Origin of the sequence: Pseudomonas sp. MAG002Y (assembly GCF_019400845.1) — a bacterium.
GTDB lineage: Bacteria > Pseudomonadota > Gammaproteobacteria > Pseudomonadales > Pseudomonadaceae > Chryseomonas > Chryseomonas luteola.
Map to the genome: position 1 here is coordinate 129302 of NZ_WOEJ01000010.1, position 23855 is coordinate 153156.

Consider the following 23855-nt stretch of genomic DNA (forward strand, 5'->3'; position numbering starts at 1 on the left):
GAAGTCAGCTTCTTAACGTAGCGTCTTTTTTGATGACTTGCTGCTTTTGCTTTTTATGGAGGTGTTTGAAAAGACTATATGGGCTGGTATTACTTAGGCACTCTGACCTTCCAGCGCAGGCTTTTCATTGGCACTCAACTGGCCATTGATAGCGATGCGCTTGGGCTTGGCCTCTTCCGGTACTTCACGTACCAGATCGATGTTGAGCAAGCCATTCTTCAAGCTCGCGCCCTTCACCTCAATGTGATCAGCCAGGCGGAAGGACAGCTTGAAGGCACGCTGGGCGATGCCCTGGTGCAAATAGGTCACGCTGTCAGCGTTCTTCTCGCGACGGCCGCTTTTCACGGTTAATACGCCCCGCTCCACTTCAAGCTCAAGGTCTTCTTCGGCAAGGCCGGCAGCCGCGATCACGATGCGATAGCGATCGTCGCCATGCTTTTCCACGTTATAGGGTGGGTAGGAGCTGCCCGACTCGTTGCGCAGCGCGGATTCGAACAGGTCATTGAAGCGGTCGAATCCAACGGAATGGCGGAACAAGGGAGCAAGAGAGAATGCAGTGTTCATATAGGGAATCTCCTGAGTCATCAGCAAGTTTCAACGCAGGGCCCGACTTCGGCGCCCTGCAGGACTCCATATAGGAACCCTCTCGCTTTTTTCAAGTAGCACGCCCGACGAACGGTAAATCTCCACCTAGTATCAGCCGATGTGTGCAGGAGTCGGTAGATGAATACGGCTTCGCTGCGTATCGGTGCAACTTCTTTCGTATTGGCGTCGACTTTATGACGATCAGAAGACAGCAAAATGCAATAACGAGACATGCGTCTCACTTTTCTAGCGCTATGAACGCTACCCTTTCAAGCACGTGAGATGGACGGGTTTGAGCAACGCGGTATTCATGCTGAAGGTAAGAAGTTGATTCAGCTATGAAATTTTTGATCCCCGCCAAATCTCGCCGTTGTTGTCGAGTAAGTGCTCGTAACGGTTGCCCCATTAAATTGGAAAACGTTTGCAAACTGCCTGTGCGTAGTATGCAAACGCTATAGCGGCTGGAAAATCTCGTTTCAGATCGCCTGAAATTTTTCTCAGGCGAGGCTCAGGCTGAACAGTTCACCGTTCTCATGGCCGGTCGTAGCTGATGGAGCTCCAGCAATATTGAGACTGGTTCAGAGCCTTTGCTCCCGTCTCCCTACCGATTTCGAGATACCTTTCATGGCCAAATACAACAACGCCCTGCGCCGCACCGAAGAAATCTTTTTTGATGATCGCAAACGCAACGAGCTGATCATTATCCCGCACGACACTGATGAAATCAGCGAAATTGAGGCACTTTTGACACAATTATCACGTGCCTCTTTACGAGTCATCCATAAGAATGGCCAGAAGGCGACATTGATGATTCTTCAGGGCTGGAAGTCCAATCCCAAAAAAATCACGGCCAGCTTTACGCCGGGCGTGATTGATGTATTGGGACGTGACCTGGAACCCAAGGATCTGCTGGCCCTAGCTATCGAAAAAGCAACTTAACCCGTACTGCAACACCGTACAGGTACGATAGAACCATTTGGCTTATTCAGGCTAAATGGCTAGTCACATCCGTAGAAAAGTGTCTAGCAGGTACAGACCGCCTTTCTAATGGACTGTAGATACAGGTCTGCCTGCTGCTCAAGCCATTGCCGTTTTGTAACTGCCTGCTCCCGCATCTTGCCCTTCTCCAGCATCTTTGCATCTGCATCTACATTGAGCAGTACCGCCGATAACCCACCCTGCAATAACAGACTCCCAGAGAGTATGTCGCTCAGCACATTCTCGGATGTAAACGAAACGCCTTCTTCCGCCAGACGAAGCAGTTCGAGACAGGTTTCTGCTGTTTTCAACGGGACCTGCGTGGCCTCGACCACGGCATCTTGTACCTCCTGCTCACGTTCTTCTGCCTGGATTGAGGAATGCTCCGGTAGTCGAGCCGCATCCATATAGCGCTCAAACGCTTTTACATCTGCGTCGGCGTAGGTACCAAGCTTCGCCATCTGCTGCTCGACGCGCTTGATCAGCTCGCTCCGACCAGGAGCAGCCGATTTGGATTCGCTGATCCGCAGCGCCATGAGTATCAACGCACTTCCCATCGTGGCCGAGACGACCGCTGCTGCCCCACAGCTGGGTGTCGAGCTGTTGGCAGCCGTTGCATCACGAAAGGCTGCCAGCGTCATGCTCCAGATACTGCTCATGATTCACACCTGCACTCTTTGTCTGTTCTTATCAGAGCGGCCAGCAAGCAAATACGTTTCCAACGTAAGTGTTAACAGATTATATGGATATGCATATATACGAATTTTCATATATTAATTATAGTGCCTCCCTTATTGAAGGAAGCCATATATGTCCCAATCCCTGACGCCTTCACTCCTGTTTAAATGCCTCGCCGACGAGACCCGTGCACGCATGACATTGCTGATCCTTCAAGAGGAAGAGCTATGTGTATGTGAACTTGCTAGCGCTCTGGATGAAATCCAACCAAAGATTTCTCGCCATCTGGCACACCTGCGCCAATGTGGACTGCTAGCGGATCGTCGCCAGGGCCAATGGGTGTATTACCGGATTCACCCAACCTTGCCCGGGTGGATTCGGGCTGTCCTTCGGAGCACGCTGGAAGCCAATCCAGCGTGGCTCGCGGTGGACATGGAACGCCTGCACAAAATGGGTAACCGTCCCGAGCGTAAGGCGCTTTGCTGTTAATCAACGTCAACCTTCCATCGAGTTTCATGCATGCTGATTGCATCTTTGATCTTTCTGATAACGATCGTTCTGGTCATCTGGCAGCCCAAAGGGTTAGGCGTGGGCTGGAGCGCATCCCTAGGAGCCGTTCTGGCACTTCTGACAGGTGTCGTAAGCCTGGGAGACATCCCGGTCGTATGGCATATCGTATGGAATGCTACTGCCACCTTTATCGCCATTATCGTCATCAGCCTGCTACTGGATGAGGCAGGCTTTTTCGAATGGGCCGCATTGCATGTCGCCCGCTGGGGTGGCGGCAATGGACGCAGGCTGTTCGCGTTCATTATCCTGCTGGGGGCTGCGGTTTCTGCCCTGTTCGCCAATGACGGTGCGGCGTTGATCCTTACCCCTATTGTCATCGCCATGCTAATGGCCTTGCGCTTTTCACCAGCCGCCACGCTGGCATTTGTCATGGCGGCCGGTTTTATTGCCGATACAGCCAGCCTGCCGCTCGTGGTATCCAACTTGGTAAACATCGTTTCGGCGGATTATTTCGGCATCAGCTTTGGCGAATATGCCGCCATCATGGCACCCGTGAATATCGTGAGCATCCTGGCCACGCTGATTATGCTGCTCTGGTTTTTCCGCCGTGAAATCCCTCAGCACTACGACTTGGCCCAGATCAAGGACCCCCGTGAAGCCATACGAGACCGTGCAACGTTCATTGCTGGCTGGTGGGTGCTGGGCCTTTTGCTCATTGGCTTCTTCATCATTGAGCCGATGGGTGTACCTATCAGCGTTATTTCTGCGGCCTGTGCCCTGCTGCTATTCGTAATTGCGGCGCGAGGTCATGTGATCAGCACCCAGAAGGTTCTCAAGGACGCTCCCTGGCAAATTGTCGTCTTTTCCCTTGGGATGTATCTGGTGGTATACGGGCTACGCAATGCGGGCCTGACAGACTACGTGACGCAGGCATTGAAATATTGCGCTCATTACGGTGTATGGGGCGCTGCAATCGGAACCGGCCTGCTAACCGCTTTTTTGTCGTCCATCATGAACAACCTGCCTACGGTTCTCATTGGAGCGCTTTCTATTCATGACAGTGAAACCAGCGGTGTGGTCCAGCAGGCCATGATTTACGCCAACGTTATTGGCAGCGATCTGGGCCCGAAGATCACCCCTATCGGGAGTCTGGCCACGCTGCTCTGGCTACATGTTCTTGCACGCAAGGACATTACGATTACCTGGGGTTACTACTTCAAGGTAGGTATCGTGCTTACCCTGCCCGTTTTGCTCGCGACGCTTGCTGCGCTCGCTCTGCGTTTAAGTCTGTAAGCGCCAGGAGGCTTTATGAAAGTACTGTTCATGTGTACCCATAACCGTTGCAGAAGCATTCTATCGGAGGCAGTGTTCAATCATCTGGCTCCTGATGGATTCGAGGCGGTTAGCGCTGGTAGCCATCCTAGTGGGGAGGTCAGTCCATTGACTTTAGATGCTTTAAAAAGGGCTGGTATTACAACGGAGGGACTTTATAGCAAGTCTTCCGACGTGTTTGCTGACGCTCCGCCTGATGTAGTTATTACCGTCTGCGACCGGGCAGCTGGCGAAGCCTGCCCGGTCTATTTTGGTCATGCACTCAAGACTCATTGGGGGCTGGAGGATCCCTCTGCACTGGAGGCCAGCGAAGCGGATATTCAGCAAGCCTTCGAGAAAACGCTAAGGATCATCGAGCAGCGCGTGCAGGCATTCCTTGCCCTACCGTTTGATCGGTTGAATCGGGACGAACTCCGCTCCGCAGTTAATGCGCTTGGCAACTGACCGGGAGGCTTTACTTGGATAACCTGCCGAATCTCGATATGTCCCTGATCGACATTCCCGCTGTCGAGCGCCTGGATAGTCAGCAGCCCCTGCCCCATAAGCCCAGGATCCTGTTGCTTTATGGATCGAACCGAGAGCGCTCCTTCAGCCGACTCCTGACACAGGAAGCCGCTCTTCTGCTCGAACATTTTGGCGCCGACGTCCAAATTTTTGACCCCTCAGATCTCCCCTTGCCTGACGATGCCCCCGACACCCATGAGAAAGTCGTTGAGCTGCGGGAATTGATGCAATGGTCAGAAGGTCAGGTATGGTGCTCACCTGAGCGACACGGCTCCATGAGCGCCGTTTTCAAAGCACAAATCGACTGGGTTCCGCTGGCCATGGGTGCGGTTCGCCCTACCCAAGGCAAGACCCTCGCTGTTCTGCAAGTCTGCGGAGGCTCGCAGTCTTTCAATGTCGTGAATCAACTGCGTGTTTTAGGTCGTTGGATGCGGATGTTCACGATTCCAAATCAGTCCTCGGTGCCCAAGGCGTTTCTGGAATTCGATGAGGCAGGACGAATGAAACCTTCGCCCTATTACGATCGCCTAGTGGACGTCATGGAAGAACTGATGAAGTTCACGCTCCTGCTCCGTGGGCGCCAGACGTATCTGGTAGATCGTTACTCGGAACGCAAGGAATCTGCCGAGGCACTGTCCCGGCGCGTCAATCAACGCTCCCTCTGATCGAGATAGACTTCAATCTCCTGAACGGTGCTCCGTGCCGTTCGGGTGACGCCTACCAGCGTTGCTGATGCCATACCGGTCCACTCACCGTAGCCCACGAGCCACACACGGGGCTCCTTGACCGAACGAGTGCGGTTAACCTGAACGCGTCCATCCGGCTCGACTAGCCCCAGCGCTTCCAGATGCGTCAACGCAGGCCTGAAGCTCGTGCACCAGATTACCGCGTCTACTGCAATTTCATGTCCGTCGGACCAGACTACGCCGCTCTCAGTAAAGCGCTCGAATGGCCGCACGGCCCGTAATACGCTTCGTGTCCTTGCCTCCTTCACGCTGGGAACCATGACAATATCGCCCAGCCCACCCGCGGGCTCATCCCAGACGCGGCCTTCCTGCTGCGCCCTCCAGCGCTCGGTTGCTCGCTCGAACAGGACATATCCATCCACATCGTCCGGTAGAAATTGTGGATCCGCCAGGGTAATCCAATGAGCCTCTGCCACCCTGGATACTTCAGCCAGGATCTGAGCCCCTGAATTGCCCCCTCCGACAATCAATACGGTTTTGCCCATAAAGGGCTCGGGATTGACATACTGTGCCGAATGAATCTGCTGCCCTCTGAACAGCGTTTGGCCCGGATAACGGGGCGTATAGGGATGTCGCCAGGTTCCGGTTGCACTAACTACCGCCTGGGCCAGCCATGCCTCTGCGCCAGCCTTGACCAGCAAGCCGTTCGGGTGTGGCTCAATGCTCTCTACCCAGACAGGACGCCTGATGGGAAACCCGTAACGCTGCTCATATCGGGTCAGATAATCCAGGACATGGTCACGTGAAGGCGTTTCTTCGTGGGTAGGAGGCATGGGCCAACCAGGAATGGAGCTGGCCGGTGAGAACAGATGCAACGAATCCCACCCGTGTTGCCAGGCACCACCTGGATGCTGCTCTGCATCCAGCAACACGAATGAACGTGACGTACGACGCAGGAAATAGGCAACTGCCAGCGCGGACTGCCCTCCTCCTACCACAACCACGTCAATCTGCTGCATAACCCTGCTCCACCCTGTCATTCTCGGTAGTTTCTGACCGTTCACGCACCTAGGGGTGCCTACCGCTTCGACACCTTGATCAAACGATCAAGGCCAAATGCAGTCACATCTATAACAGACGAAGTGGCAGTTATTGACTGCACAGCTCTGGATTAGAAGGAGTTTACATTCGGCATGACTGGCCACGATCAACGCGAAGCCGACCCCATACGCTGTGAGAGCGAGCCTATTCATATTCCAGGCGCTATTCAGCCTCATGGGTATCTGATTGCTTTTAGAGAAGCCGATACTCGCGTTCAGCACATCAGCGCCAATCTCCCTACGCTTTTGGACTGCAAAGCGGATGCGGTACTTGGACAGCCTCTTGCAAAGATCCTGAATGCTCAAGCGTTGTCGCAGGTCGAGCAAGCGCTCCGGCAGCCCCATTTCGACGAGGTCAATCCGCTGTTATTGACGGTCGGAAGCCACGAATACGAGGGTCTGCTGCATCAACATGATGGCTTGATCTTTCTCGAACTGGAACGTGCTCAACCCACTTCGCCTTCTGACGGCGTTCTGAATTCACGCGCGCTGCGTCGCCTGCAAAAAGTACGCACGTTGGCGGATTTGCAGCAGGTGGTTGTCGAGGAGGTCAGAGCCCTGACAGGTTTCGACCGGGTTGTGGTCTACCGATTCGATAACGAAGGTGACGGCCAAGTGGTGGCAGAGGCACGAGATCCTGAGGTAGATCCCTATCTCGAGCTTCGGTTTCCTGCCTCTGATATACCGGCCCAGGCCCGCAAGCTCTATGAGCATAACTGGATTCGCCTGATTCCCGATGCTCGCTATGAGCCGGCCCCCCTGCTCCCGCCATTCAGAAGCGAGACAGGCCAGCCGGTAGACCTTAGTTGTGCAATCCTGCGCAGTGTTTCGCCGCTGCATCGGGAATACATTGGCTATCAAGGCTTGCGGGCGTCAATGAGTGTATCGCTTATGCAGGGCGATTCCTTATGGGGCCTGATCAGCTGCGGTCATAGGGAGCCCTATTACCTTCCCTACCGAATTCGTGCCGCTTGCCAGGCAATTGGCGAGTTAACGTCGCTCCAGATCAATGCGCTCCAGGAGCGGGATGCCCAACAGCAGCGTGAAGCCAAGCAGGAATACCTTTCTCGCCTGGTGGAAGCCATGCATTCGGCTGAAGATGAGGCGTTGATCGGGCTGATGTACAAAGGGGACGATCTTCTGGCGCTTGCGGATGCCAGTGGCGCTGCCATTTTAGTCGATCAACGCGTATTGGTTGTGGGGGATTGTCCGGGTGATACTGAAATCAAGGCGCTCGCCCAATGGGCTGAATCGCAACTTGGCGAGAGCGGGATTTTCCATACGCGCTGTCTACCCAATGAGCTGGCTGATGCCTCTGCCTATGCGCACCTAGGTAGCGGCCTTATGGCTATTACCCTGCCCAAGCCAGTCACCAATATGGTGCTGTGGTTCAGACCAGAGCTGGTCAAAACCCTCAAATGGAGCGGTAATCCGAATAAACCCTTAGAAGCGGACCCAGATACCGGTCAGCTGCGTCCTCATCCGCGGCGCAGCTTTGCCGTTTGGCGAGAACAGGTACGTGGACGCTCCAAGCGCTGGCTTCCTGGAGATATTTATGCCGTCAAGGACTTGCGCCGCTCAGCGATAGAAATTGATCTGGCCCTTCAGGTCGCCCGCGAACGCGAGGCCGTACGTGCCCGTGACGAGATTGTGGCAGTAGTCTCCCATGACCTGCGTAATCCCATGACGATTGTGACCATGCAGGCAGGCCTTATGCAGCGGATGATCGTGGGCGATCAACGTGAATCATCCAAGCGCTTGCTGTCGGCGATCAATATCATTCAAACGGTCGCTACACGCATGAATAGCATGATTGGCGACCTGTTGGACCTGTCCAAGATTGAATCGGGCCGCTTTCAGATTTCACCTCAGCCCCATGATGCTTCCAGTCTGGTCCACCAGGCGGTGCAGTTATTGCAGTCGCTCGCCGAAACCAAATCCATTCAGCTCAAGATTCATGCAGAAGACGACGTGATCCTCAATGCCGATGCCGAGCGGCTCTTTCAGGTGCTATCGAATCTGATCAGTAACGGTATCAAGTTCACGCCTGCTGGTGGCAGTATCGAAATATCCGTGACGCGTGAGGGTAGCCACGCCTGCTTCTCCATCAGAGACAGCGGCATAGGCATTTCCGATGACGAATTGAAGCATATCTTTGATCGTTACTGGCACGTCAAGGCAGGCAACCCAACGGGAACCGGGCTGGGCCTATTCATTAGCAAGGGAATTGTAGAAGCGCATGGAGGTAGAATCTGGGCCGTGAGCGATCCCGGACAAGGCAGCACCTTTCATTTCACGCTGCCCCTGGCCGCTTGATTGACTGAGGCGTTAGTCAACTACTAGTGATCTGCTCGTCAAGAAACCTTTACAGCAAGCCTTGCAAACCGTGGATGTTGGCGCGGCTGTCAGAAAAACGTGACACTTTATCCCACAGCAACAGCCCGGGTCCTTCAGGCCGGGGTTGTTACTTGTGCTGGCTTCGGCTCATATAGGTCTACTGGAAAGGACATTCCATTACCGCTTCTCCGGTACGTCCGCTCCGTCACATACAACAATAAAAGGTGACGCATGATCCTGAACGTAGACTGCCTGCTTTCTAGCTCTAAAACCGCCTCGATTAACCTTACCTATCACAGGTGTACTCATCAAAAGAGTGCTTCAACCGATAAAAGGCGGAGTACCTGCGACATTTTTACCTAGTTTGGCCTTCGCATAGACACGCTTCACACCGCACAATAACAACACCTTGCGTGAGGACGTTTAAATGGTTGGTCGTAACACCCAATCGGGTACACTAAAACGTGGCCTGAAAAATCGCCATATCCAATTGATAGCCCTGGGTGGCGCTATTGGTACTGGTTTGTTTCTTGGCTCGGCAGGCGTCATGCAGTCGGCCGGCCCTTCCATGATCCTGGGCTATGCCCTGGCAGGATTTATTGCCTTTCTCATCATGCGCCAACTGGGCGAGATGATTGTCGAGGAACCTGTAGCCGGCTCGTTCAGCCACTTCGCTCATCGATACTGGGGAGGCTTTGCCGGCTTTCTGTCAGGCTGGAACTGCTGGGTTCTCTATATCCTGGTAGGCATGTCCGAGCTGACGGCGGTTGGCAAGTACATTCACTACTGGTGGCCGGAGATACCCACTTGGGCCAGCGCCGCCTTCTTTTTCCTGCTGGTCAATGCCATTAACCTGGCCAATGTGAAACTGTTCGGCGAGGCCGAGTTCTGGTTTGCGATCATCAAAGTGGTTGCCATCATCGGCATGATCCTGCTGGGAACTTACCTGCTTATCGGTGGCAGTGATCCACAGGCTTCTGTCAGCAACCTGTGGTCGCATGGCGGCTTCTTCCCCCACGGCATTCAGGGATTGGTCATGTCCATGGCCATTATCATGTTCTCGTTTGGTGGCCTGGAAATGCTGGGCTTTACCGCCGCCGAAGCCTCGGAGCCCAAGAAAGTCATTCCCAAAGCCATCAACCAGGTGATCTACCGTATCCTGATCTTTTATGTCGGCGCCCTGATCATCCTGCTTTCACTCAAACCCTGGGATTCGCTGGTACAGACGCTGACTGCCTCTGGCGATGCGTACAGCGGTAGTCCCTTTGTCCAGATCTTCTCTCTGATTGGCAGTGATGCAGCGGCCCACATCCTGAACTTTGTCGTACTGACCGCAGCGTTGTCCGTCTACAACAGTGGTTGCTACTGTAACGGACGCATGCTGTTGGGTCTGGCTGAGCAAGGCGATGCGCCTCGTTTCCTGGCCAAGGTCGATACTCGCGGCGTACCGGTAAGTGCCCTTCTGTTCTCGGCCGCCATTACCTTCCTGGCGGTGGTTGTCAATTATCTGATGCCGCAGCAGGCGCTTGAGCTCCTGATGTCGCTGGTAGTGGCAACGCTGGTAATCAACTGGGCGATGATCAGCCTGGCGCATCTGAAGTTTCGTGCGCAGATGAAGCGCCAGGGTGTCAGCACGGCGTTCAAGGCGTTCTGGTATCCCTATGGGAACTACCTGTGCCTGGCGTTTGTAGTCTTCATCCTGGGCACCATGCTGTTGATTCCCGGCATCAATATCTCGGTTTACGCCATTCCGGTATGGCTGGTCATCATGGTGGCGTGCTATCGCCTCAAGCGTAAGCCGGACGCCAACGCCGCAGAACCTTCGCTGGCAGCCACTTCGGCTGACTAAGCCAGACACCTGGACCCGTAAGGGTCCAGGCTCCTCCTCTGTATCAACTTTTCCCTCCCGCTGTAGCCTAATGCTCCGATCTTGCGTGTTCGCAACCGGAGGAAGAGCAATGGATTTAGGCATTTCGGGACGCTGGGCAGTAGTATGTGCTGCCAGCAAGGGGCTGGGTAAAGGCTGTGCCAGTGCGTTAGCTCAGGAAGGCGTCAACCTGGTAATCAATGCACGCGGCCTTGAAGCACTGGAGGGGACCGCCACATTTCTACGCTCGCTTAATCCTGCTATTGAGGTCCGCTGTGTCGCAGGCGATATCAGTGATGAAAACGTCAGACAGGCACTCCTGACTCAATGTCCACAGGTCGACATCCTTGTGAACAACGCAGGCGGACCTCCGCCGGGAGACTTTCGTGACTGGACGCGGGAGGACTGGCTGAGCGCCGTCGAGACTAATATGCTGACGCCCATCGACCTGATCAAAGCAACCGTTGATGGCATGGCGGAGCGAGGATTCGGTCGTGTCGTGAATATCACGTCCTCTGCCGTCAAGGCGCCTATCGATATTCTAGGATTGTCCAATGGCGCACGCAGCGGCCTGACGGGGTTTGTCGCCGGGCTTGCGCGTCAGGCTCGTCTGGCGGAGCGCAACGTTACGATCAACAACCTTCTGCCAGGCTCTTTCGATACCGATCGGCTACAGAACACGCTGGAGCGTTCTGCACAGTCCACTGGCAAGCCGGTAGCAGATATCGTTCAGCAGCGATTACAAACGATCCCCGCCAGACGCTTCGGCACGGCAGATGAATTCGGTGCGGTGTGTGCTTTTCTATGCAGCCAACATGCGAGTTACATGACCGGCCAGAACGTGTTGCTCGATGGTGGGCATTACCAGGGCACGTTCTGAAAGAAAAGCCGGCGATTGCCGGCTTTTCCGCTACCGAGAGACCTCAGCAATCGCACGTGCCAGTTCATCGAGCCGGTTCTCGTCCAGCCCGGCGATATTGGCCCTGCCGCTACTGACGAGATAAACGCTATAACGCGCCTTGAGCTGTGCGACCTGCTCAGCGGTGAGTCCTGTATACGAGAACATACCGCGTTGCTCGGCAATATGAGCAAAGCGCTCGTTCAAGCCAAAGGGGATCAGTGCTTCGACCAGTCCCTTGCGCAAGCTCGTGATACGCGTGCGCATGGCATTGACTTCTTCCTCCCACATTGTGCGTAATGAAGCAGTACCCAGGATCTCGGCCACGACCGCCGCACCATGGGAAGGCGGCGTAGACCAGAGATTACGGGCAATCGAGGCGAGCTGGCTGCGTACGGCCAGAAGACGATCTGCATCTTCCGCCACCACGATCAGCCCTCCCGTACGTTCACGGTACAGACCAAAGTTCTTCGAGCAGGAGCTGGTAGTCAAAAGCTCTGGCAACGCCTGGGCAAATAACCTGACAGCCCAGGCGTCTTCTTCCAGCCCGTCGCCAAACCCCTGATAGGCAAAGTCGAACAAGGGCAGCAGCTCGCGCTCCTTCACGATCCCCAATACCTGCTGCCAATCGGCCCGACTCAAATCGAAGCCAGTCGGATTATGACAACAGGCGTGCAACAGAATGACGTCACCTTTGGGAATCTGCCGCATGGCTTCGAGCATACCGGCTACATCAAGACGGTTATCTGCTCCCACATAGGGGTAATGCTGCACGGCGAGCCCGGCGGCCCTGAACAGCGTTTCGTGAATCGGCCAGGTTGGCTGACTCAACCAGACGCCCTTGCCTGGCAGACACTGCGCAATGAACTCTCCTGTTAGCCGCAGGGCTCCTGTACCACCGACGGTCTGGGTACAGCCGGCCCGTTTGTCATCGATTACCGCGCTATGTGCACCTAGAACAAGGTGCAGCAGGTAGGTCCCGAAGCTCACATCGCCGTGGCCGCCAACATAGCTCTTGGTCTGTTCGTTGCCGATCAATGCCTGCTCCGCCAGTTTGACGGCTTTGGGAATGGGAGTAAGGCCTTGCCGATCCTTATATAAGCCTACGCCCAGATCCAGCTTGGCGGGGTTAGGATCGGCTCGAAACGCTTCAAGCAGCCCCATGATCGGGTCGCCGGCTACCCAGTCGACCGTCTTAAAATGGCTCACTTGCGCCCCTCCGCTGTAGCCGCCACCTCGTCCGTGCGGGCCGCCATGATGAAATCGTTGCGATGAAGTCCTTTGATCGAATGGCTCCACCAGGTCACCGTCACCTTGCCCCATTCGGTCAAGAGGCCGGGATGATGCCCTTCTTCCTCAGCAATAGCGCCAACGGCATTGGTGAACGCCAGCGCATGGCGAAAATTCTTGAAGCGGAAGACCTTTTCGAGCTGCATGATTCCGTCACGCACTTCAATGTTCCAGTCCGGAATCTGCCGAATCAGCTCCGCCAGCTCTTCTTCGCTGACTTTGGGGGCATCGGCGCTACAGGCTTCGCAGTGGCCTTGTTTCAGAGCGGTAGCAGTCATGTCTTCTCCTTGTAATATCAGGCTGCTTTGGGCGAAAAGCGGGGCTTGTGAAGCCCGAGCTGCATGGCCTCGCGAACCATGCCCATGATGTCTTCATGAGCGACCTGGAATAGCCGCTTGAGTTCAGGCAACACGAAATAGACGGGTTGCAGAATATCGATTCGATACGGGGTACGCATGGCCTCGATGGGGTCGAACGGCAGGTGCTCGGGTTCGGCCGAAAGCGAATACACCGTCTCCTTGGGCGATGACAGGATACCGCCTCCATAGATCTTACGTCCCATCGGCGTATCCACCAGTCCAAACTCAATGGTCATCCAGTACAGGCGCGCCAGGAAGATGCGCTCTTCCTTGGAGGCAGCGAGCCCCAACTTGCCGTAGGTATGGGTGAATTCGGCAAACCAGGGATTGGTCAGCAGCGGGCAATGGCCAAAGATTTCATGGAAGATATCGGGCTCCTGCAAATAGTCCAGTTCTTCACGGGTTCGAATGAACGTGGCGACTGGAAACTGCTGGCTAGCCAACAAGGCGAAAAACGTCTCGAAAGGGATCAACGCTGGCACTTGTGCCACGCGCCAGCCCGTGGTGCGTTCCAGTACGCGGTTGACTTCGGACAACTGGGGTATGCGGTCCATAGGCAGATCAAGTTGGGTAATACCGTCCAGGTATTCCTGGCAGGCCTTGCCTTCGATCACCTTCAACTGCCGGGTGATCAACGTATTCCATACACCGTGCTCATCATCCGAGTAATGGATAAAACCAGACTCATCCGGTTTTCTCGCCACGTACTGCGTACCTTTCATGTAGCCTCCTTGACGGCGGATGCCGCTGGGTCTTGTTGTATGGCTCTAGCAATAGCGCGAAGGCGGGCTGTGTGTATAAGGGTAAAAGATCAAGGCGGCATATGTTGCCTAGATGATTCGTAAGAAAATCTTTACAGCAAACTGTTAAGGGTTCACTTCAGGCTGTGTGGTTTACTTGATAAAGGGCCTATCTGGCACATATTCTTGACACTCAATTTGCGGCCCACTGAAAAATTCGGCTGCACCGCCCGCCATAATCACAACAATGGGCCCGCTCGATGCGAATCAAAGTTTTGTGTCAGAACCGCGTAGGCATTCTGCGCGACATGCTCAGTCTGTTGGCTGACTACGGGATTAACGTGGCCCGTGGCGAGGTGGGAGGCGACCAAGGCAATACGGTCTATCTCTACTGCCCTAATCTGATCAATCTGCAATTCCAGGCACTGCGACCCAAGCTCGCGGCCATCCCCGGTGTGTTCGATATCTGGCGCATCAGCCTCATGCCCAGCGAGCGTCGTCACCTGGAACTCAATACGCTGCTCGGCGCGTTGGAGTTTCCCGTGCTGTCGATTGATATGGCTGGCCATATCGTTGCAGCCAACCGCGCAGCAGCACAGCTATTGGGTGCCCGAGTGGACGAGGTGCCCGGGATGGCACTCTCAAAATATGTGGATGAGCTGGACTTGCCTGAGCTGGTTCGTGCCAACAAATCCCGGCTCAACGGTCTGCGTATTCAGATCAAGGGCGATGTCTTTCTCGCCGATATTACCCCCCTGCAGACCGGGCATGACGACAGCGAGGCCCTGGCGGGCGCCGTACTGACGCTGCACCGTGCCGACCAGGTGGGCGAGCGTATCTATCAGGTACGCAAGCAGGAGCTTCGAGGGTTTGACAGCATCTTCCAAAGCTCCAGATCCATGGCTGCTGTCGTCCGGGAGGCGCGACGCATGGCTCCTCTTGATGCGCCGCTGCTGATTACCGGCGAAACCGGTACCGGCAAAGAACTGCTGGCGCGGGCCTGTCACCTGGCAAGCCCGCGCGGTCAAGCCCCCTTCATGGTGCTCAACTGTGCGGGGCTGCCCGAGTCGATGGCTGAGACGGAACTGTTTGGATACAGCGCTGGTGCATTCGAAGGGGCTCGGCCAGAGGGCAAGCTTGGACTGCTTGAGCTTACCGCCGGCGGCACGCTCTTTCTGGATGAAGTGGGTGAGATGAGCCTGCGCCTTCAAGCCAAACTAGTTCGGTTTCTGCAAGATGGGATTTTTCGCCGGGTGGGTAGCGACGAGGAGGTCTACCTGGACGTCCGTGTCATCTGCGCCACCCAGCAGGATCTGTCCGATTTATGCGTACAAGGCGAATTCCGCCAGGACCTGTACCATCGCCTCAATGTGCTTTCGCTGCACATCCCCCCCTTGCGAGAGTGCCTCGATGGACTGGAGCCGCTGGTCGAACACTTTCTGGATCAAGCCAGCCGCCAGATCGGCTGCCCGTTCAAGCCTTTGGCCCCTGCCGCCTTCGAGCGACTACGCCATTACCCCTGGCCTGGCAATGTGCGTCAGCTTGAAAACGCACTCTTTCAAGCGGTTTCCTTGGCCGAAGGCAAGGTGGTTAAACCTGAGCAAATACGCCTGCCGGATTACGGTACCCCACAACCGCTGGGGCACTTCACGCTGGACGGTAATCTTGACCAGATCGTTGGTCGATTCGAAAAGGCAGTGCTGGAACAGCTGATCACCCAATACCCCAGCAGCCGCTTACTGGGAAAACGACTTGGCGTCTCCCATACCACCATTGCCAACAAGCTCCGTTTATACGGTATCGGGCAGCATACCGAGCCGTCAGGTTAAACATCCAAAATCAATAAGGCCATTGCGGGCAAATTAGCCACAGGCCGGACTTTCGTGAGGCGTGGGAGATTCAGAAAATCATCGATACTGCGGTTCTGTCCTCCCAAGAGCGTGCCTGGTTGCCGATCAGTTAACGACGCGTGAATTAGGCAGCCTTATCAGGCTGCCTTGCGAGCGCGCAGAAAGTCATTCCAGCGACGCACCAGGTAGTTGTGCTCATCCATCACGGAATTCCAGACGCTGATATGCCCCATGCGCTGCGCATAAGACCCACCTTCACGGCGCTCGCCGCTGTCGATCAGGGGAAGCCCGTCACTACCCAGCAACTCTTCGCGCGCGGGCTTGCCGTCATACCAGTAATCCCATTCGGCTGCGCTCATGTAATCACGGGCGCGGGGCGGATTGGAGATATAGAAACCTTGCCGTGCCATGACGGCGCCAGGCCAGCCGGACAGCCACCAGTTCAAATAGGCATAGGCAGCGTCCTTGACGCGTCCTTCAGCCCGACGTGACAACGATAGTCCGCCGAACCAGGCTCGATATCCCTCCTTCGGAACCGCGAGGCGATACTGGATACCGGCCCGATGGAGCTGCATCAGGGTGGGTGACCATAGGCTCTGGATGGAAACAGCAGGGTCGAGCATCAGCCGGCCGGCTTCCTGATCGTCCGACCAGAACGCGGCGAAATGGCCATGATGCTGTTTTTTGATCAGAAGGTCTGCCAGCTGGTCGATTTCATCTAGCCGAAGATTGCCCAGATTCTCGAATCGTGCAAGACCAGCCGCCTGTAACGCCAGCGCTGCGTCGAGCGCGCCGATGGCGGCATCGCTCTGTAAAGCAATATGGCCGCACCAACCCTCATTGATCAGCCAGGACCAGCTCTCTTCGGTTGCAGCGAGCGTGTCGGGCAGCCGCTCCGGGCGGTAGGCAAAGCTGTCAGCATTATGGGTCAGTGGCAGCATACTGATCCGCTCGGTAGGCTGACCTCCCAGGTTGCCATCATGCTGAACGAACAGCCGCTCGCTAGGCAGGCTGCCAGCACCCAATTTATCACTGGTGTGGAGCCTTCCCCGCTTGGGCAAATCGTTGATTTCATCCCATAACGCAATCCGGCGAATGTCGATCGGCTGGATGGCCCCGGCAGGCCACACGAAATCCACGTTGTGAAACCATTGATCATAAAGGTCGTAGCGTTCCGGCTGCATGACTGCAATACGCTGCGCCTGCTGGACATTGTGGATCTCGTAGACTAGACGGATACCGAGTTCCTCTTCGGCACGCTGACGGATGGATTCGAGCAGCGTTACCGAGGTGCCCAAGACACGAAGCGTGACAGGCTCGCTCATGCCGCAGCCCCCAAACGCCCCAGAAAGGCAGCAAAGGAGCGCTTGAGAAGGCCGGTATCCAATCCTCTTACGATAAAGACCAGGCGCGAGCAACGCGCCCCTCCGGGCCAGGCCGGTAGATGTACAGGCGCATGCAGGCAGTGCTGTACGCCATGAATGACGATGGGCTCAGGGGAGTCGATCACGTCCAGAATACCTTTGACCCTGAGGATACGTTCACCATGGCATCTTAGCAGCATCGACAGCCAGACGCCGAAGGCAACCCAGTCCAGCGGTGTAGCAAATTCCAGACAGCAGACCTCCGCGTCACCGTGCCGGGCATTCGGTACCGGTGCAAAGAGCTGCCAGCGCTGCACCTCTGCCATAGCGTCATGACCCTGCACCCCCTCGCCCAGGAGCAGTTCATCCCCACTGCGAACCTCAGCGGTAATAGCCAAGGTGGCGGATGGATTCAATGCCTGGAGCTGCGCACGACAAGCCTCTACAGCAGGCGGCTCGATTAGGTCGATCTTGCTGATCAGCAGACGGTCCGCCGCAGTAACCTGCCCCAACCATTCGGGATGCAGACGCTGCTGCAGCTTGGCATGCTGCGCATCCACCACGGTAATGAGCAACCCTAGATGATAGCGGCCACGTAACTGCGGATCCTGGGTCAGGGTAGCCAGAATCGGTGCCGGATCGGCCAGCCCGGTGGTTTCCAGTAGTACACGTTTGAAGGGCGGTACCGCGCCCCGGCTACGCCTGTCATGCAAATCGATCAAGGCCTGCTTGAGGTCTTCCCTGACGGAGCAGCAAACACAGCCACTGGGAAGCAGCACCGTATCCGGTGCCACTTCCTCAACCAACAAATGGTCGATACCCACTTCGCCAAACTCGTTGATCAGCAGCGCCGTATCCCCCAGTTGTTCATCAGCGAGCAGGCGCTTGAGCAGCGTAGTCTTGCCGCTCCCCAGAAATCCGGTAATCACGTTGACCGGCACGCTCATGGATGCATCTCCAGATGTTCGAGCAGGCGCACATCAAGTGGGTCCAGTGGCCTGCCCAGAATCAACTCTGCCGAGCGCCACAACTGGTCCAGTCCGTGGGCAATTTCCTGCCGGCCGGTCGCCCCCTGTACCACATACGCCGAGCCCTGAAAATCCGTCACACTCAGACGAAACGGTGTAATCACATGGTTGATTGCCTTGATGCGCCGCAGCCGTTCACGACGCCGTGGCAACTCATCACCCAAGGGATCGCTCCAGTGCCTCTCTTCGCCCAACAGGCCACACAGCCCACACATGTCAGCTCCTCATGATCGTGTACCCAGCCACTTGGGTAGGTGGTTGCTCAACCTGCCCTGCGAGGAAACGGCATGGCAACGGTGGTTGAGCATAACAACACCCATCGCTTCGTTACGGCATGACATCCCCTGAGTTCGGTCCCAGCGTCTGTCCGACAAACAGGTTGCCACCCGGCTCGGAGGCCAGGAGCACGGCCACTGGTGCCACCTCTTCAGCCCTGCCGAATCGCCCCAGTGGCAGCTCCTTGGCTTTGGCAACCTTCCAGTCCTGACTAATGCCATCGACGAGCGGCGTCTCGATCGGCCCCGGCGCAATGGCATTGACCAGTACGTTGTCCTTGGAAACTTCCAGCGCTAGGGATTTCGTAAAGCCGATCACTCCGGCCTTAGCGGCCGCATAATGGGTCAACTCCGCTCCGCCCTTGATACCCAGCTGCGAGGCCACATTAATGATGCGCCCCCACCGCTGCGCCAGCATGTGCGGCAATGCACGCTGGCTGGCAATAAATACGCTGGTGAGATCTATTCTGAGCATGTCATCCCACATGGTCTGGGTCAGCTCAACGCAGGGCGCCTGCGTTAGCATCCCTGCATTGTTGACGAGAATATCGATCCCTCCAAAGGCTTGCAGGCAGACATCTATACCTGCCTGAGCACCCTCTCGCGTCCCGACATCCGCCACACACTCGATCACGTCGGCACCTTGAGCACGGCACTGCTGCGCCGTCACAGCCAACCGTTCGGCATCACGATCACACACCACCAGACGAGCCCCTTCCCGAGCATACGCCTGGGCGATAGCAGCGCCAATACCGCTGGCAGCCCCGGTGATAACAGCGCGACGCGCCTGCAACTGTTTCATGACATTCTCCTTTTGGTTCGCGGTGCAGGCACCGTCGGCATTAATCTCATTCAGGCCAGCGTACCGTCAGGCCACCATCGACGATAATGCTCTGCCCGGTGATATAGCTCGCCTCGGTACTGGTCAAGAAACGTACCAGCCTGGCGACCTCGTCGGCACGCCCCACACGCCCGAGCGGAATGGCACGTGCGGCCTTTGCCAGTCCCTCCGGACCAAGGGAGTTCTTGGCATCCAGCGACTGAGGTGTCTCGATCAAGCCCGGGATTACCGCATTACAGCGGATGCCACGCGGTGCCAGTTCAACTGCCAGGGAACGACACAGCCCGGGTACACCCGCCTTGGCCGAGGCGTAATGAGCATGGTTCTGCCAACCATAGACACCCCCTGCAATCGACGAGATGGCAACCATTGCGCCCCCCTCGCCCATATGGCAAGCCGCCGCGCGGAACGTCCGCATGACGCCTGTCAGGTCCACGTTGAGCATTTCGTTCCAACGCTCGTCGGTCATCTCCAGCAATGGCGAAGCGCGTAACAGACCGGCATTGGCGATCGCATAATCCAACCGGCCGAAGCGTCCCATGGCGGCCTCCGCCAGCGCATCGACCGACGCGCTCTCGGTTACGTCCAACGGCTGCATCAGGCATTCACCGCCAGCCTCTTCCACCAGGCGAAGTGTCACCTCGTGATCATGGGGATCACCCGGGAAATAGCCTCCTGCCACGCGTATGCCCTGCTGGGCATACGCGACAGCCAGGGCCTGACCAATACCGCTGGCGGCACCGGTAACCAGGGCAACGGGGTGAGAACTCATAGTCATGTCACACTCCACTTTTTATTTGAGACTGGAGGGTTCGACGTGGCGCGCGGCCCACATCACAACGCCGGAGAGAAAGCATGGCAAGGCACCAAACCAAAGCGCGGCGCTGTGCCATTGACCACCGGCGCCCAGAACGCTGGTGATGCCCAACCCTGCCAGAATGGCGCCGACCGGACCCATGGCATGCACAATGGCACCGCCGGTAGCCCGGATACTGGTAGGAAAGCTTTCACCCATGAAGAACAACATGGCCGAATAAGGCCCTGTCAGAAAAAACAGACCGAGGCTGTACAGCGCCACGACAGGCATCAACTCACTGGGTGCCTGTAGCATAGCCGCAAAGGCCAGTCCGCCGCACATCCAGCCCAGCGCCACGGTGTTGCGCCGACCAATACGGTCACCCAGCCAACCATGGAACAGGTAGCCGATAAAACCGACCAGGTTGGACAGCACTAGAATCCACAGCGAATTTTCGAACGACAGATGATGAACGCTGACAATCACCGACGTCCCGAGCACACTGAAGACCTGAATGGCCGACCAGTTGAGCAGGATCGCCACGCTTAGCACAACGGTCGGGCGCAGCGCCGCACCACGAAATGCAGCCGCAACCCCTGCCTTGGCATGCTCGTCGTAATCGACGTCATACTCGTACGCCAGGCTGCGGGCCTCGCTTTCCTGACCCGCCTTGCGCAACTGAGCAATACGCAGATGTACTTGGAACTGTGGGCTCTCTTTGAGCTTGCGGGCCAATACTGCAATCACAAAGGCCGGTACGGCGGCAAATACGAAACAGCCTTGCCAGCCTATGGCTGGCAGCAACAAAGCAGTTAGTCCCGCCGCAATCAGGGCACCGACCGGCCAGCCGCTCTGCACTAGGCTGTACACAAAACCGCGACGCTTGATCAGCTTAGGATCATCAGACGCCGCATAGATTTCGGTCAGGTAGGTCGCGTTGACCCCTTCCTCTGCATACCCCAGACCTGCCACGGAACGTACACCGATCAAGGCCCCCTTACCCATGCCGGCACAGATCGCCGTCAACAGCGAGCACAGCGCCGCTCCTCCAATGGTAAACATGATGCCGCCACGCCGCCCGATGCGATCCACGATAGGGCCAATCGCAAAGGCTACTACTGCACCTCCAACGGCTACCCACGTTGCGATTTCGGCCTGCTCGGCCTCGCTCCATGAATAGTGGCCACCCATGACCGGCAACAAGGTACCGAACAGGATGAAGTCATAGACCGCAAACACCCAGGCAAAGAACGCAATCCAGGTTGCGTACTTCACATCACCTGAGGACAGCGTTTGAGGTTTCCAGCCGGACGTCAGGTCCGTTTGAAGCGGTGTAGCAGCATGCGTAGTCATATCGGTTTCCTCGACGGAAAAGAACGATCAGCGCTGGCGCGGCTGACGCTGCAGGAAGTCATCGGCAATCTCGTCCATGGTGACGAAACGCACCCCTTCATGGCCCTGCATGTGCTCGATGAAACGCTCCAGCATCAACAGAACCTGTGGGCGGCCTGAAACATCAGGGTGAATGGTGATCGGGAAGACGGCATAATCATGTTCGCGGTAAACCCAGTCGAACTGGTCACGCCACATCTCTTCTAAATGGCGAGGATTGACGAAACCATGGCTGTTGGGGGACTTCTTGATAAACATCATGGGCGGCAGGTCGTCCAGGTACCAGTTGGCCGGAATCTCGACCAGATCTGTTTCCTGCCCGCGAACCAGCGGCTTCATCCACGCCTCAGGCTGCTGGCTGTAATCAATCTTGGTCCAGCTGTCGCCTACCCGTACGTAATAGGGATGAAAGTCGTTGTGCATCAGGCTGTGGTCATACTTGATACCTTTCTTGAGTAGAAGCTCATTGGTGACACGGCTGAACTCCCACCAGGGCGCGACGTAGCCTGTCGGACGCTTGCCCGCCAACTGCGTGATCAGCTCGATGGATTTGTCGAGCACGGCCTCTTCCTGTTCGGGAGTCATCGCGATGGGATTTTCATGGCTGTAACCATGAATACCAATCTCATGGCCGGCTTCAGCGACGGCCTTCATCTGCTCGGGGAAAGTTTCAACCGAGTGCCCCGGAATGAACCAGGTAGTACGCAGACCATACTTCTTGAACAGGTTGAGCAAACGGGGAGCACCAACTTCACCAGCGAACAGGCCACGGGAGATGTCATCCGGCGAATCTTCACCACCGTAGGAGCCCAGCCAACCGGCTACGGCGTCCACATCCACACCGATCGAAACGAAGATTTCCTTTGCCATGCCTAACCTCATTGCCCGGTATTATGAGGCGCTGGAGAGAGCCGGGCCCCTACTCCAGCGCGTCAAAAAGCGTTAGCGCTGGAGCAAGACCGCTTCCACGCCCAAGGCGACCCGAAGCAGGTAGGTATCCTCCCCGCTGGGCACGGATAACAACAGGCCCGTCGGCAAGCCATCACCGTCGCATCCGCTACGCAGCGAAACTCCGGGCATGTCCAGCAGACTGCCGGGCATGGTCAGGCGAAGCGTGGCAAGATTGGTGGCGATGAACAGCGCATCGTCGCGCTCCAGCGGCTCGAGTAACGGAGCGACATGGGCGACGGTCGGTGTCACCAGGACGGCCCCGTCGAGCTCAAGGGTCATTTCGCGCTGTAACCGTTCCCGTGCCTGATAAAGCTTTATCTGCCGACTGGCCGGAAAGTGACGCGCCGCCTCGAGGCGGGTACGAACCCGCGGGTCCAGCTGGTCTGCTTCAGGGCTGCCCAGTAGCGCCTCGTGCAAAGTGAACGCTTCGGCAGAACCAAGCCAGCCCTCGGTTTCAATCACCTTCAAGGTCTGTTGGAGGGCCTGAACTGGACGGTAGTCAACCAAGGCGCCTGCGTTGCAAAGCTGTTTAAGGGCCTGTTCGAGATTTTCTCGTACAGCAGGCTCTACACGGGAATCGATCAACACATCAGGATCAACCCGCAAGCGCAGCCCCCTTACAGGGAGCGCCTCTGGGGCGTTGGACGTCGCTCCCTTGATCAGCGCATCAAGCATAAGTACATCACGAACGCTTCGGGTTATCGGTCCCAGGGCATCCAGGGTTCGAGCCAACGGGAACACACCATCCATGGGGTACCGGGCCGTTGTACTGCGATAACCCACCACGCCATTCAACGCCGCCGGAATACGAATCGAGCCGGCAGTATCAGTGCCCATGGCAATTGGAACGATGCCCGCACCTACTGCGACCCCGGAGCCAGAGGAAGAGCCGCCCGGAATACGTCTTTCCTGAGCTGAGGCTGCATTAGCCGGTGTGCCGAAATGCGGATTGAGACCAAGACCTGAATAAGCTAACTCGCTGAGGTTGGTCTTGCCCACGCTTACCAGCCCTGCGCGAGCTAACTGCCGGACCAGATACGCATCGGTGGTTGCTACGGGCGAGCCTCTTCGAACGGCAGCGCCCGCTGTTGTCACGCTGCCCGACACGTCAAACAGGTCCTTCCAGGCGATTGGCACCCCATCCAATACAGATAACGGTTGGCCGGCCTTCCAGCGTGCCCATGACGCCTCTGCCTCACGACGTGCCCGCTCAGGATCCAAGAAAATAAAAACGTGCTCTGCCTGCCTAGCGCTCTCCAGCGTTTTCTCTAACACGGCAACCGGATCGGTAGCACCCATACGATAGGCCGCCGCCAGCGTGAGGCCATCGTTTGCTAAAAGGCCTGACCGAGTGACTGACACAATCCACCTCTAAATGTACATATTTTAATTAGTACATTTATTGCAAGCACTGATTGTGCCAGATTCTTTTTGTAACTCTACGAACGCCTGAACCATGCGTCGCAGAGCTATTAGGTTGAGATTATTTAACGA

General features: G+C 56.4%; 23 protein-coding genes. 9 read left to right on the forward strand and 14 right to left on the reverse strand.

What is annotated here, in order from left to right:
* Positions 1-93: 93 nt before the first annotated feature.
* Entirely contained in the window at positions 94-564 is a 471-nt protein-coding gene (locus GM154_RS15655; RefSeq protein ID WP_219652725.1) for an Hsp20 family protein, read from the reverse strand.
* Positions 565-1209: 645 nt separating this feature from the next.
* Between GM154_RS15655 and GM154_RS15660 the strand changes: the two genes are divergently transcribed.
* Entirely contained in the window at positions 1210-1524 is a 315-nt protein-coding gene (locus GM154_RS15660) for a hypothetical protein (protein ID WP_010798306.1), read from the forward strand.
* Between the two features lie 83 nt (positions 1525-1607).
* Here GM154_RS15660 and GM154_RS15665 read toward each other — a convergent pair whose 3' ends face one another.
* Positions 1608-2222, reverse strand: coding sequence for a cyclodeaminase/cyclohydrolase family protein (locus GM154_RS15665; protein ID WP_219652726.1), 615 nt, complete (start codon positions 2220-2222; stop codon positions 1608-1610).
* A gap of 151 nt (positions 2223-2373) precedes the next feature.
* Between GM154_RS15665 and GM154_RS15670 the strand changes: the two genes are divergently transcribed.
* From GM154_RS15670 to arsH, 4 genes are read left to right on the forward strand one after another with little or no spacing between them, the layout of a single operon-like run.
* Positions 2374-2730 carry a metalloregulator ArsR/SmtB family transcription factor gene (locus GM154_RS15670; protein ID WP_074826448.1) on the forward strand — a complete coding sequence of 119 codons (357 nt, stop codon included), beginning with the start codon at positions 2374-2376 and terminating at the stop codon, positions 2728-2730.
* A gap of 30 nt (positions 2731-2760) precedes the next feature.
* A complete protein-coding gene (locus tag GM154_RS15675) occupies positions 2761-4044 on the forward strand; it encodes an arsenic transporter (RefSeq protein WP_219652727.1) in 1284 nt (427 codons plus the stop codon).
* Between the two features lie 15 nt (positions 4045-4059).
* Entirely contained in the window at positions 4060-4527 is a 468-nt protein-coding gene (locus GM154_RS15680) for an arsenate reductase ArsC (protein ID WP_219652728.1), read from the forward strand.
* A 14-nt stretch (positions 4528-4541) separates the two neighbouring features.
* The gene (gene arsH, locus GM154_RS15685) at positions 4542-5252 is read left to right on the forward strand and encodes an arsenical resistance protein ArsH (RefSeq protein ID WP_258019863.1); all 711 of its coding nucleotides are present in this window, start codon (positions 4542-4544) and stop codon (positions 5250-5252) included.
* Here arsH and GM154_RS15690 read toward each other — a convergent pair.
* Positions 5237-6292, reverse strand: a complete 1056-nt coding sequence (locus GM154_RS15690) for an ArsO family NAD(P)H-dependent flavin-containing monooxygenase (RefSeq protein WP_219652729.1) — start codon at positions 6290-6292, stop codon at positions 5237-5239. The genes arsH and GM154_RS15690 overlap by 16 nt on opposite strands.
* 174 nt (positions 6293-6466) lie before the next feature.
* Between GM154_RS15690 and GM154_RS15695 the strand changes: the two genes are divergently transcribed.
* The 3 genes from GM154_RS15695 (at position 6467) to GM154_RS15705 (ending at position 11457) form a co-directional block, all read left to right on the forward strand.
* Complete coding sequence (locus GM154_RS15695) at positions 6467-8689, forward strand: ATP-binding protein (RefSeq protein WP_219652730.1); 2223 nt, start codon at positions 6467-6469, stop codon at positions 8687-8689.
* Positions 8690-9137: 448 nt separating this feature from the next.
* Positions 9138-10559, forward strand: a complete 1422-nt coding sequence (locus GM154_RS15700) for an amino acid permease (protein WP_219652731.1) — start codon at positions 9138-9140, stop codon at positions 10557-10559.
* Positions 10560-10668: 109 nt separating this feature from the next.
* Positions 10669-11457, forward strand: coding sequence for an SDR family oxidoreductase (locus tag GM154_RS15705; protein ID WP_219652732.1), 789 nt, complete (start codon positions 10669-10671; stop codon positions 11455-11457).
* Between the two features lie 30 nt (positions 11458-11487).
* Here GM154_RS15705 and GM154_RS15710 read toward each other — a convergent pair whose 3' ends face one another.
* The 3 genes from GM154_RS15710 to phhA are packed head-to-tail and all read right to left on the reverse strand — an operon-like array spanning position 11488 to position 13846.
* Complete coding sequence (locus tag GM154_RS15710) at positions 11488-12684, reverse strand: amino acid aminotransferase (RefSeq protein WP_219652733.1); 1197 nt, start codon at positions 12682-12684, stop codon at positions 11488-11490.
* Complete coding sequence (locus GM154_RS15715; protein ID WP_019365745.1) at positions 12681-13043, reverse strand: 4a-hydroxytetrahydrobiopterin dehydratase; 363 nt, start codon at positions 13041-13043, stop codon at positions 12681-12683. The genes GM154_RS15710 and GM154_RS15715 overlap by 4 nt, the downstream gene beginning before the upstream one ends.
* A gap of 17 nt (positions 13044-13060) precedes the next feature.
* Positions 13061-13846 carry a phenylalanine 4-monooxygenase gene (gene phhA / locus GM154_RS15720; protein ID WP_010798294.1) on the reverse strand — a complete coding sequence of 262 codons (786 nt, stop codon included), beginning with the start codon at positions 13844-13846 and terminating at the stop codon, positions 13061-13063.
* Between the two features lie 278 nt (positions 13847-14124).
* On the opposite strand from phhA, the gene GM154_RS15725 reads away from it, so the two are divergent.
* Positions 14125-15693 (forward strand): sigma-54-dependent transcriptional regulator, encoded by a 1569-nt coding sequence (locus tag GM154_RS15725; protein ID WP_219652734.1) that lies wholly within the window; start codon positions 14125-14127, stop codon positions 15691-15693.
* A gap of 158 nt (positions 15694-15851) precedes the next feature.
* On the opposite strand, the gene GM154_RS15730 is transcribed toward GM154_RS15725, so the two are convergent.
* The 8 genes from GM154_RS15730 to GM154_RS15765 form a co-directional block, all read right to left on the reverse strand.
* Positions 15852-17039 carry a PotD/PotF family extracellular solute-binding protein gene (locus GM154_RS15730; protein ID WP_219652735.1) on the reverse strand — a complete coding sequence of 396 codons (1188 nt, stop codon included), beginning with the start codon at positions 17037-17039 and terminating at the stop codon, positions 15852-15854.
* On the reverse strand, positions 17036-18025 hold the full coding sequence (locus GM154_RS15735) for a GTP-binding protein (RefSeq protein ID WP_150347409.1): 990 nt from the start codon (positions 18023-18025) through the stop codon (positions 17036-17038). Before GM154_RS15735 ends, GM154_RS15730 begins: the two co-directional genes overlap by 4 nt.
* Entirely contained in the window at positions 18022-18321 is a 300-nt protein-coding gene (locus GM154_RS15740; RefSeq protein ID WP_219652736.1) for a hypothetical protein, read from the reverse strand. Before GM154_RS15740 ends, GM154_RS15735 begins: the two co-directional genes overlap by 4 nt.
* 112 nt (positions 18322-18433) lie before the next feature.
* Positions 18434-19183 (reverse strand): SDR family NAD(P)-dependent oxidoreductase, encoded by a 750-nt coding sequence (locus tag GM154_RS15745; protein ID WP_019365739.1) that lies wholly within the window; start codon positions 19181-19183, stop codon positions 18434-18436.
* A gap of 46 nt (positions 19184-19229) precedes the next feature.
* Positions 19230-20000, reverse strand: coding sequence for an SDR family NAD(P)-dependent oxidoreductase (locus GM154_RS15750; RefSeq protein ID WP_219652737.1), 771 nt, complete (start codon positions 19998-20000; stop codon positions 19230-19232).
* 15 nt (positions 20001-20015) lie between these two features.
* Positions 20016-21371, reverse strand: a complete 1356-nt coding sequence (locus GM154_RS15755; protein WP_219652738.1) for an MFS transporter — start codon at positions 21369-21371, stop codon at positions 20016-20018.
* 27 nt (positions 21372-21398) lie between these two features.
* Positions 21399-22280 (reverse strand): polysaccharide deacetylase, encoded by an 882-nt coding sequence (locus GM154_RS15760; RefSeq protein WP_019365736.1) that lies wholly within the window; start codon positions 22278-22280, stop codon positions 21399-21401.
* 72 nt (positions 22281-22352) lie between these two features.
* Complete coding sequence (locus tag GM154_RS15765; RefSeq protein ID WP_374940324.1) at positions 22353-23723, reverse strand: amidase; 1371 nt, start codon at positions 23721-23723, stop codon at positions 22353-22355.
* Between the last annotated feature and the right edge of the window lie 132 nt (positions 23724-23855).

Excerpts from the sequence above, each read along its gene's own strand:
- GM154_RS15655 (WP_219652725.1), bottom strand. The coding sequence starts at position 564 with ATGAACACTGCATTCTCTCTTGCTCCCTTGTTCCGCCATTCCGTTGGA.
- GM154_RS15660 (WP_010798306.1), top strand. The coding sequence starts at position 1,210 with ATGGCCAAATACAACAACGCCCTGCGCCGCACCGAAGAAATCTTTTTT.
- GM154_RS15665 (WP_219652726.1), bottom strand. The coding sequence starts at position 2,222 with ATGAGCAGTATCTGGAGCATGACGCTGGCAGCCTTTCGTGATGCAACG.
- GM154_RS15670 (WP_074826448.1), top strand. The coding sequence starts at position 2,374 with ATGTCCCAATCCCTGACGCCTTCACTCCTGTTTAAATGCCTCGCCGAC.
- GM154_RS15675 (WP_219652727.1), top strand. The coding sequence starts at position 2,761 with ATGCTGATTGCATCTTTGATCTTTCTGATAACGATCGTTCTGGTCATC.
- GM154_RS15680 (WP_219652728.1), top strand. The coding sequence starts at position 4,060 with ATGAAAGTACTGTTCATGTGTACCCATAACCGTTGCAGAAGCATTCTA.
- GM154_RS15690 (WP_219652729.1), bottom strand. The coding sequence starts at position 6,292 with ATGCAGCAGATTGACGTGGTTGTGGTAGGAGGAGGGCAGTCCGCGCTG.
- GM154_RS15695 (WP_219652730.1), top strand. The coding sequence starts at position 6,467 with ATGACTGGCCACGATCAACGCGAAGCCGACCCCATACGCTGTGAGAGC.
- GM154_RS15700 (WP_219652731.1), top strand. The coding sequence starts at position 9,138 with ATGGTTGGTCGTAACACCCAATCGGGTACACTAAAACGTGGCCTGAAA.
- GM154_RS15705 (WP_219652732.1), top strand. The coding sequence starts at position 10,669 with ATGGATTTAGGCATTTCGGGACGCTGGGCAGTAGTATGTGCTGCCAGC.
- GM154_RS15715 (WP_019365745.1), bottom strand. The coding sequence starts at position 13,043 with ATGACTGCTACCGCTCTGAAACAAGGCCACTGCGAAGCCTGTAGCGCC.
- phhA (WP_010798294.1), bottom strand. The coding sequence starts at position 13,846 with ATGAAAGGTACGCAGTACGTGGCGAGAAAACCGGATGAGTCTGGTTTT.
- GM154_RS15725 (WP_219652734.1), top strand. The coding sequence starts at position 14,125 with ATGCGAATCAAAGTTTTGTGTCAGAACCGCGTAGGCATTCTGCGCGAC.
- GM154_RS15730 (WP_219652735.1), bottom strand. The coding sequence starts at position 17,039 with ATGAGCGAGCCTGTCACGCTTCGTGTCTTGGGCACCTCGGTAACGCTG.
- GM154_RS15735 (WP_150347409.1), bottom strand. The coding sequence starts at position 18,025 with ATGAGCGTGCCGGTCAACGTGATTACCGGATTTCTGGGGAGCGGCAAG.
- GM154_RS15740 (WP_219652736.1), bottom strand. The coding sequence starts at position 18,321 with ATGTGTGGGCTGTGTGGCCTGTTGGGCGAAGAGAGGCACTGGAGCGAT.
- GM154_RS15745 (WP_019365739.1), bottom strand. The coding sequence starts at position 19,183 with ATGAAACAGTTGCAGGCGCGTCGCGCTGTTATCACCGGGGCTGCCAGC.
- GM154_RS15750 (WP_219652737.1), bottom strand. The coding sequence starts at position 20,000 with ATGACTATGAGTTCTCACCCCGTTGCCCTGGTTACCGGTGCCGCCAGC.
- GM154_RS15755 (WP_219652738.1), bottom strand. The coding sequence starts at position 21,371 with ATGACTACGCATGCTGCTACACCGCTTCAAACGGACCTGACGTCCGGC.
- GM154_RS15760 (WP_019365736.1), bottom strand. The coding sequence starts at position 22,280 with ATGGCAAAGGAAATCTTCGTTTCGATCGGTGTGGATGTGGACGCCGTA.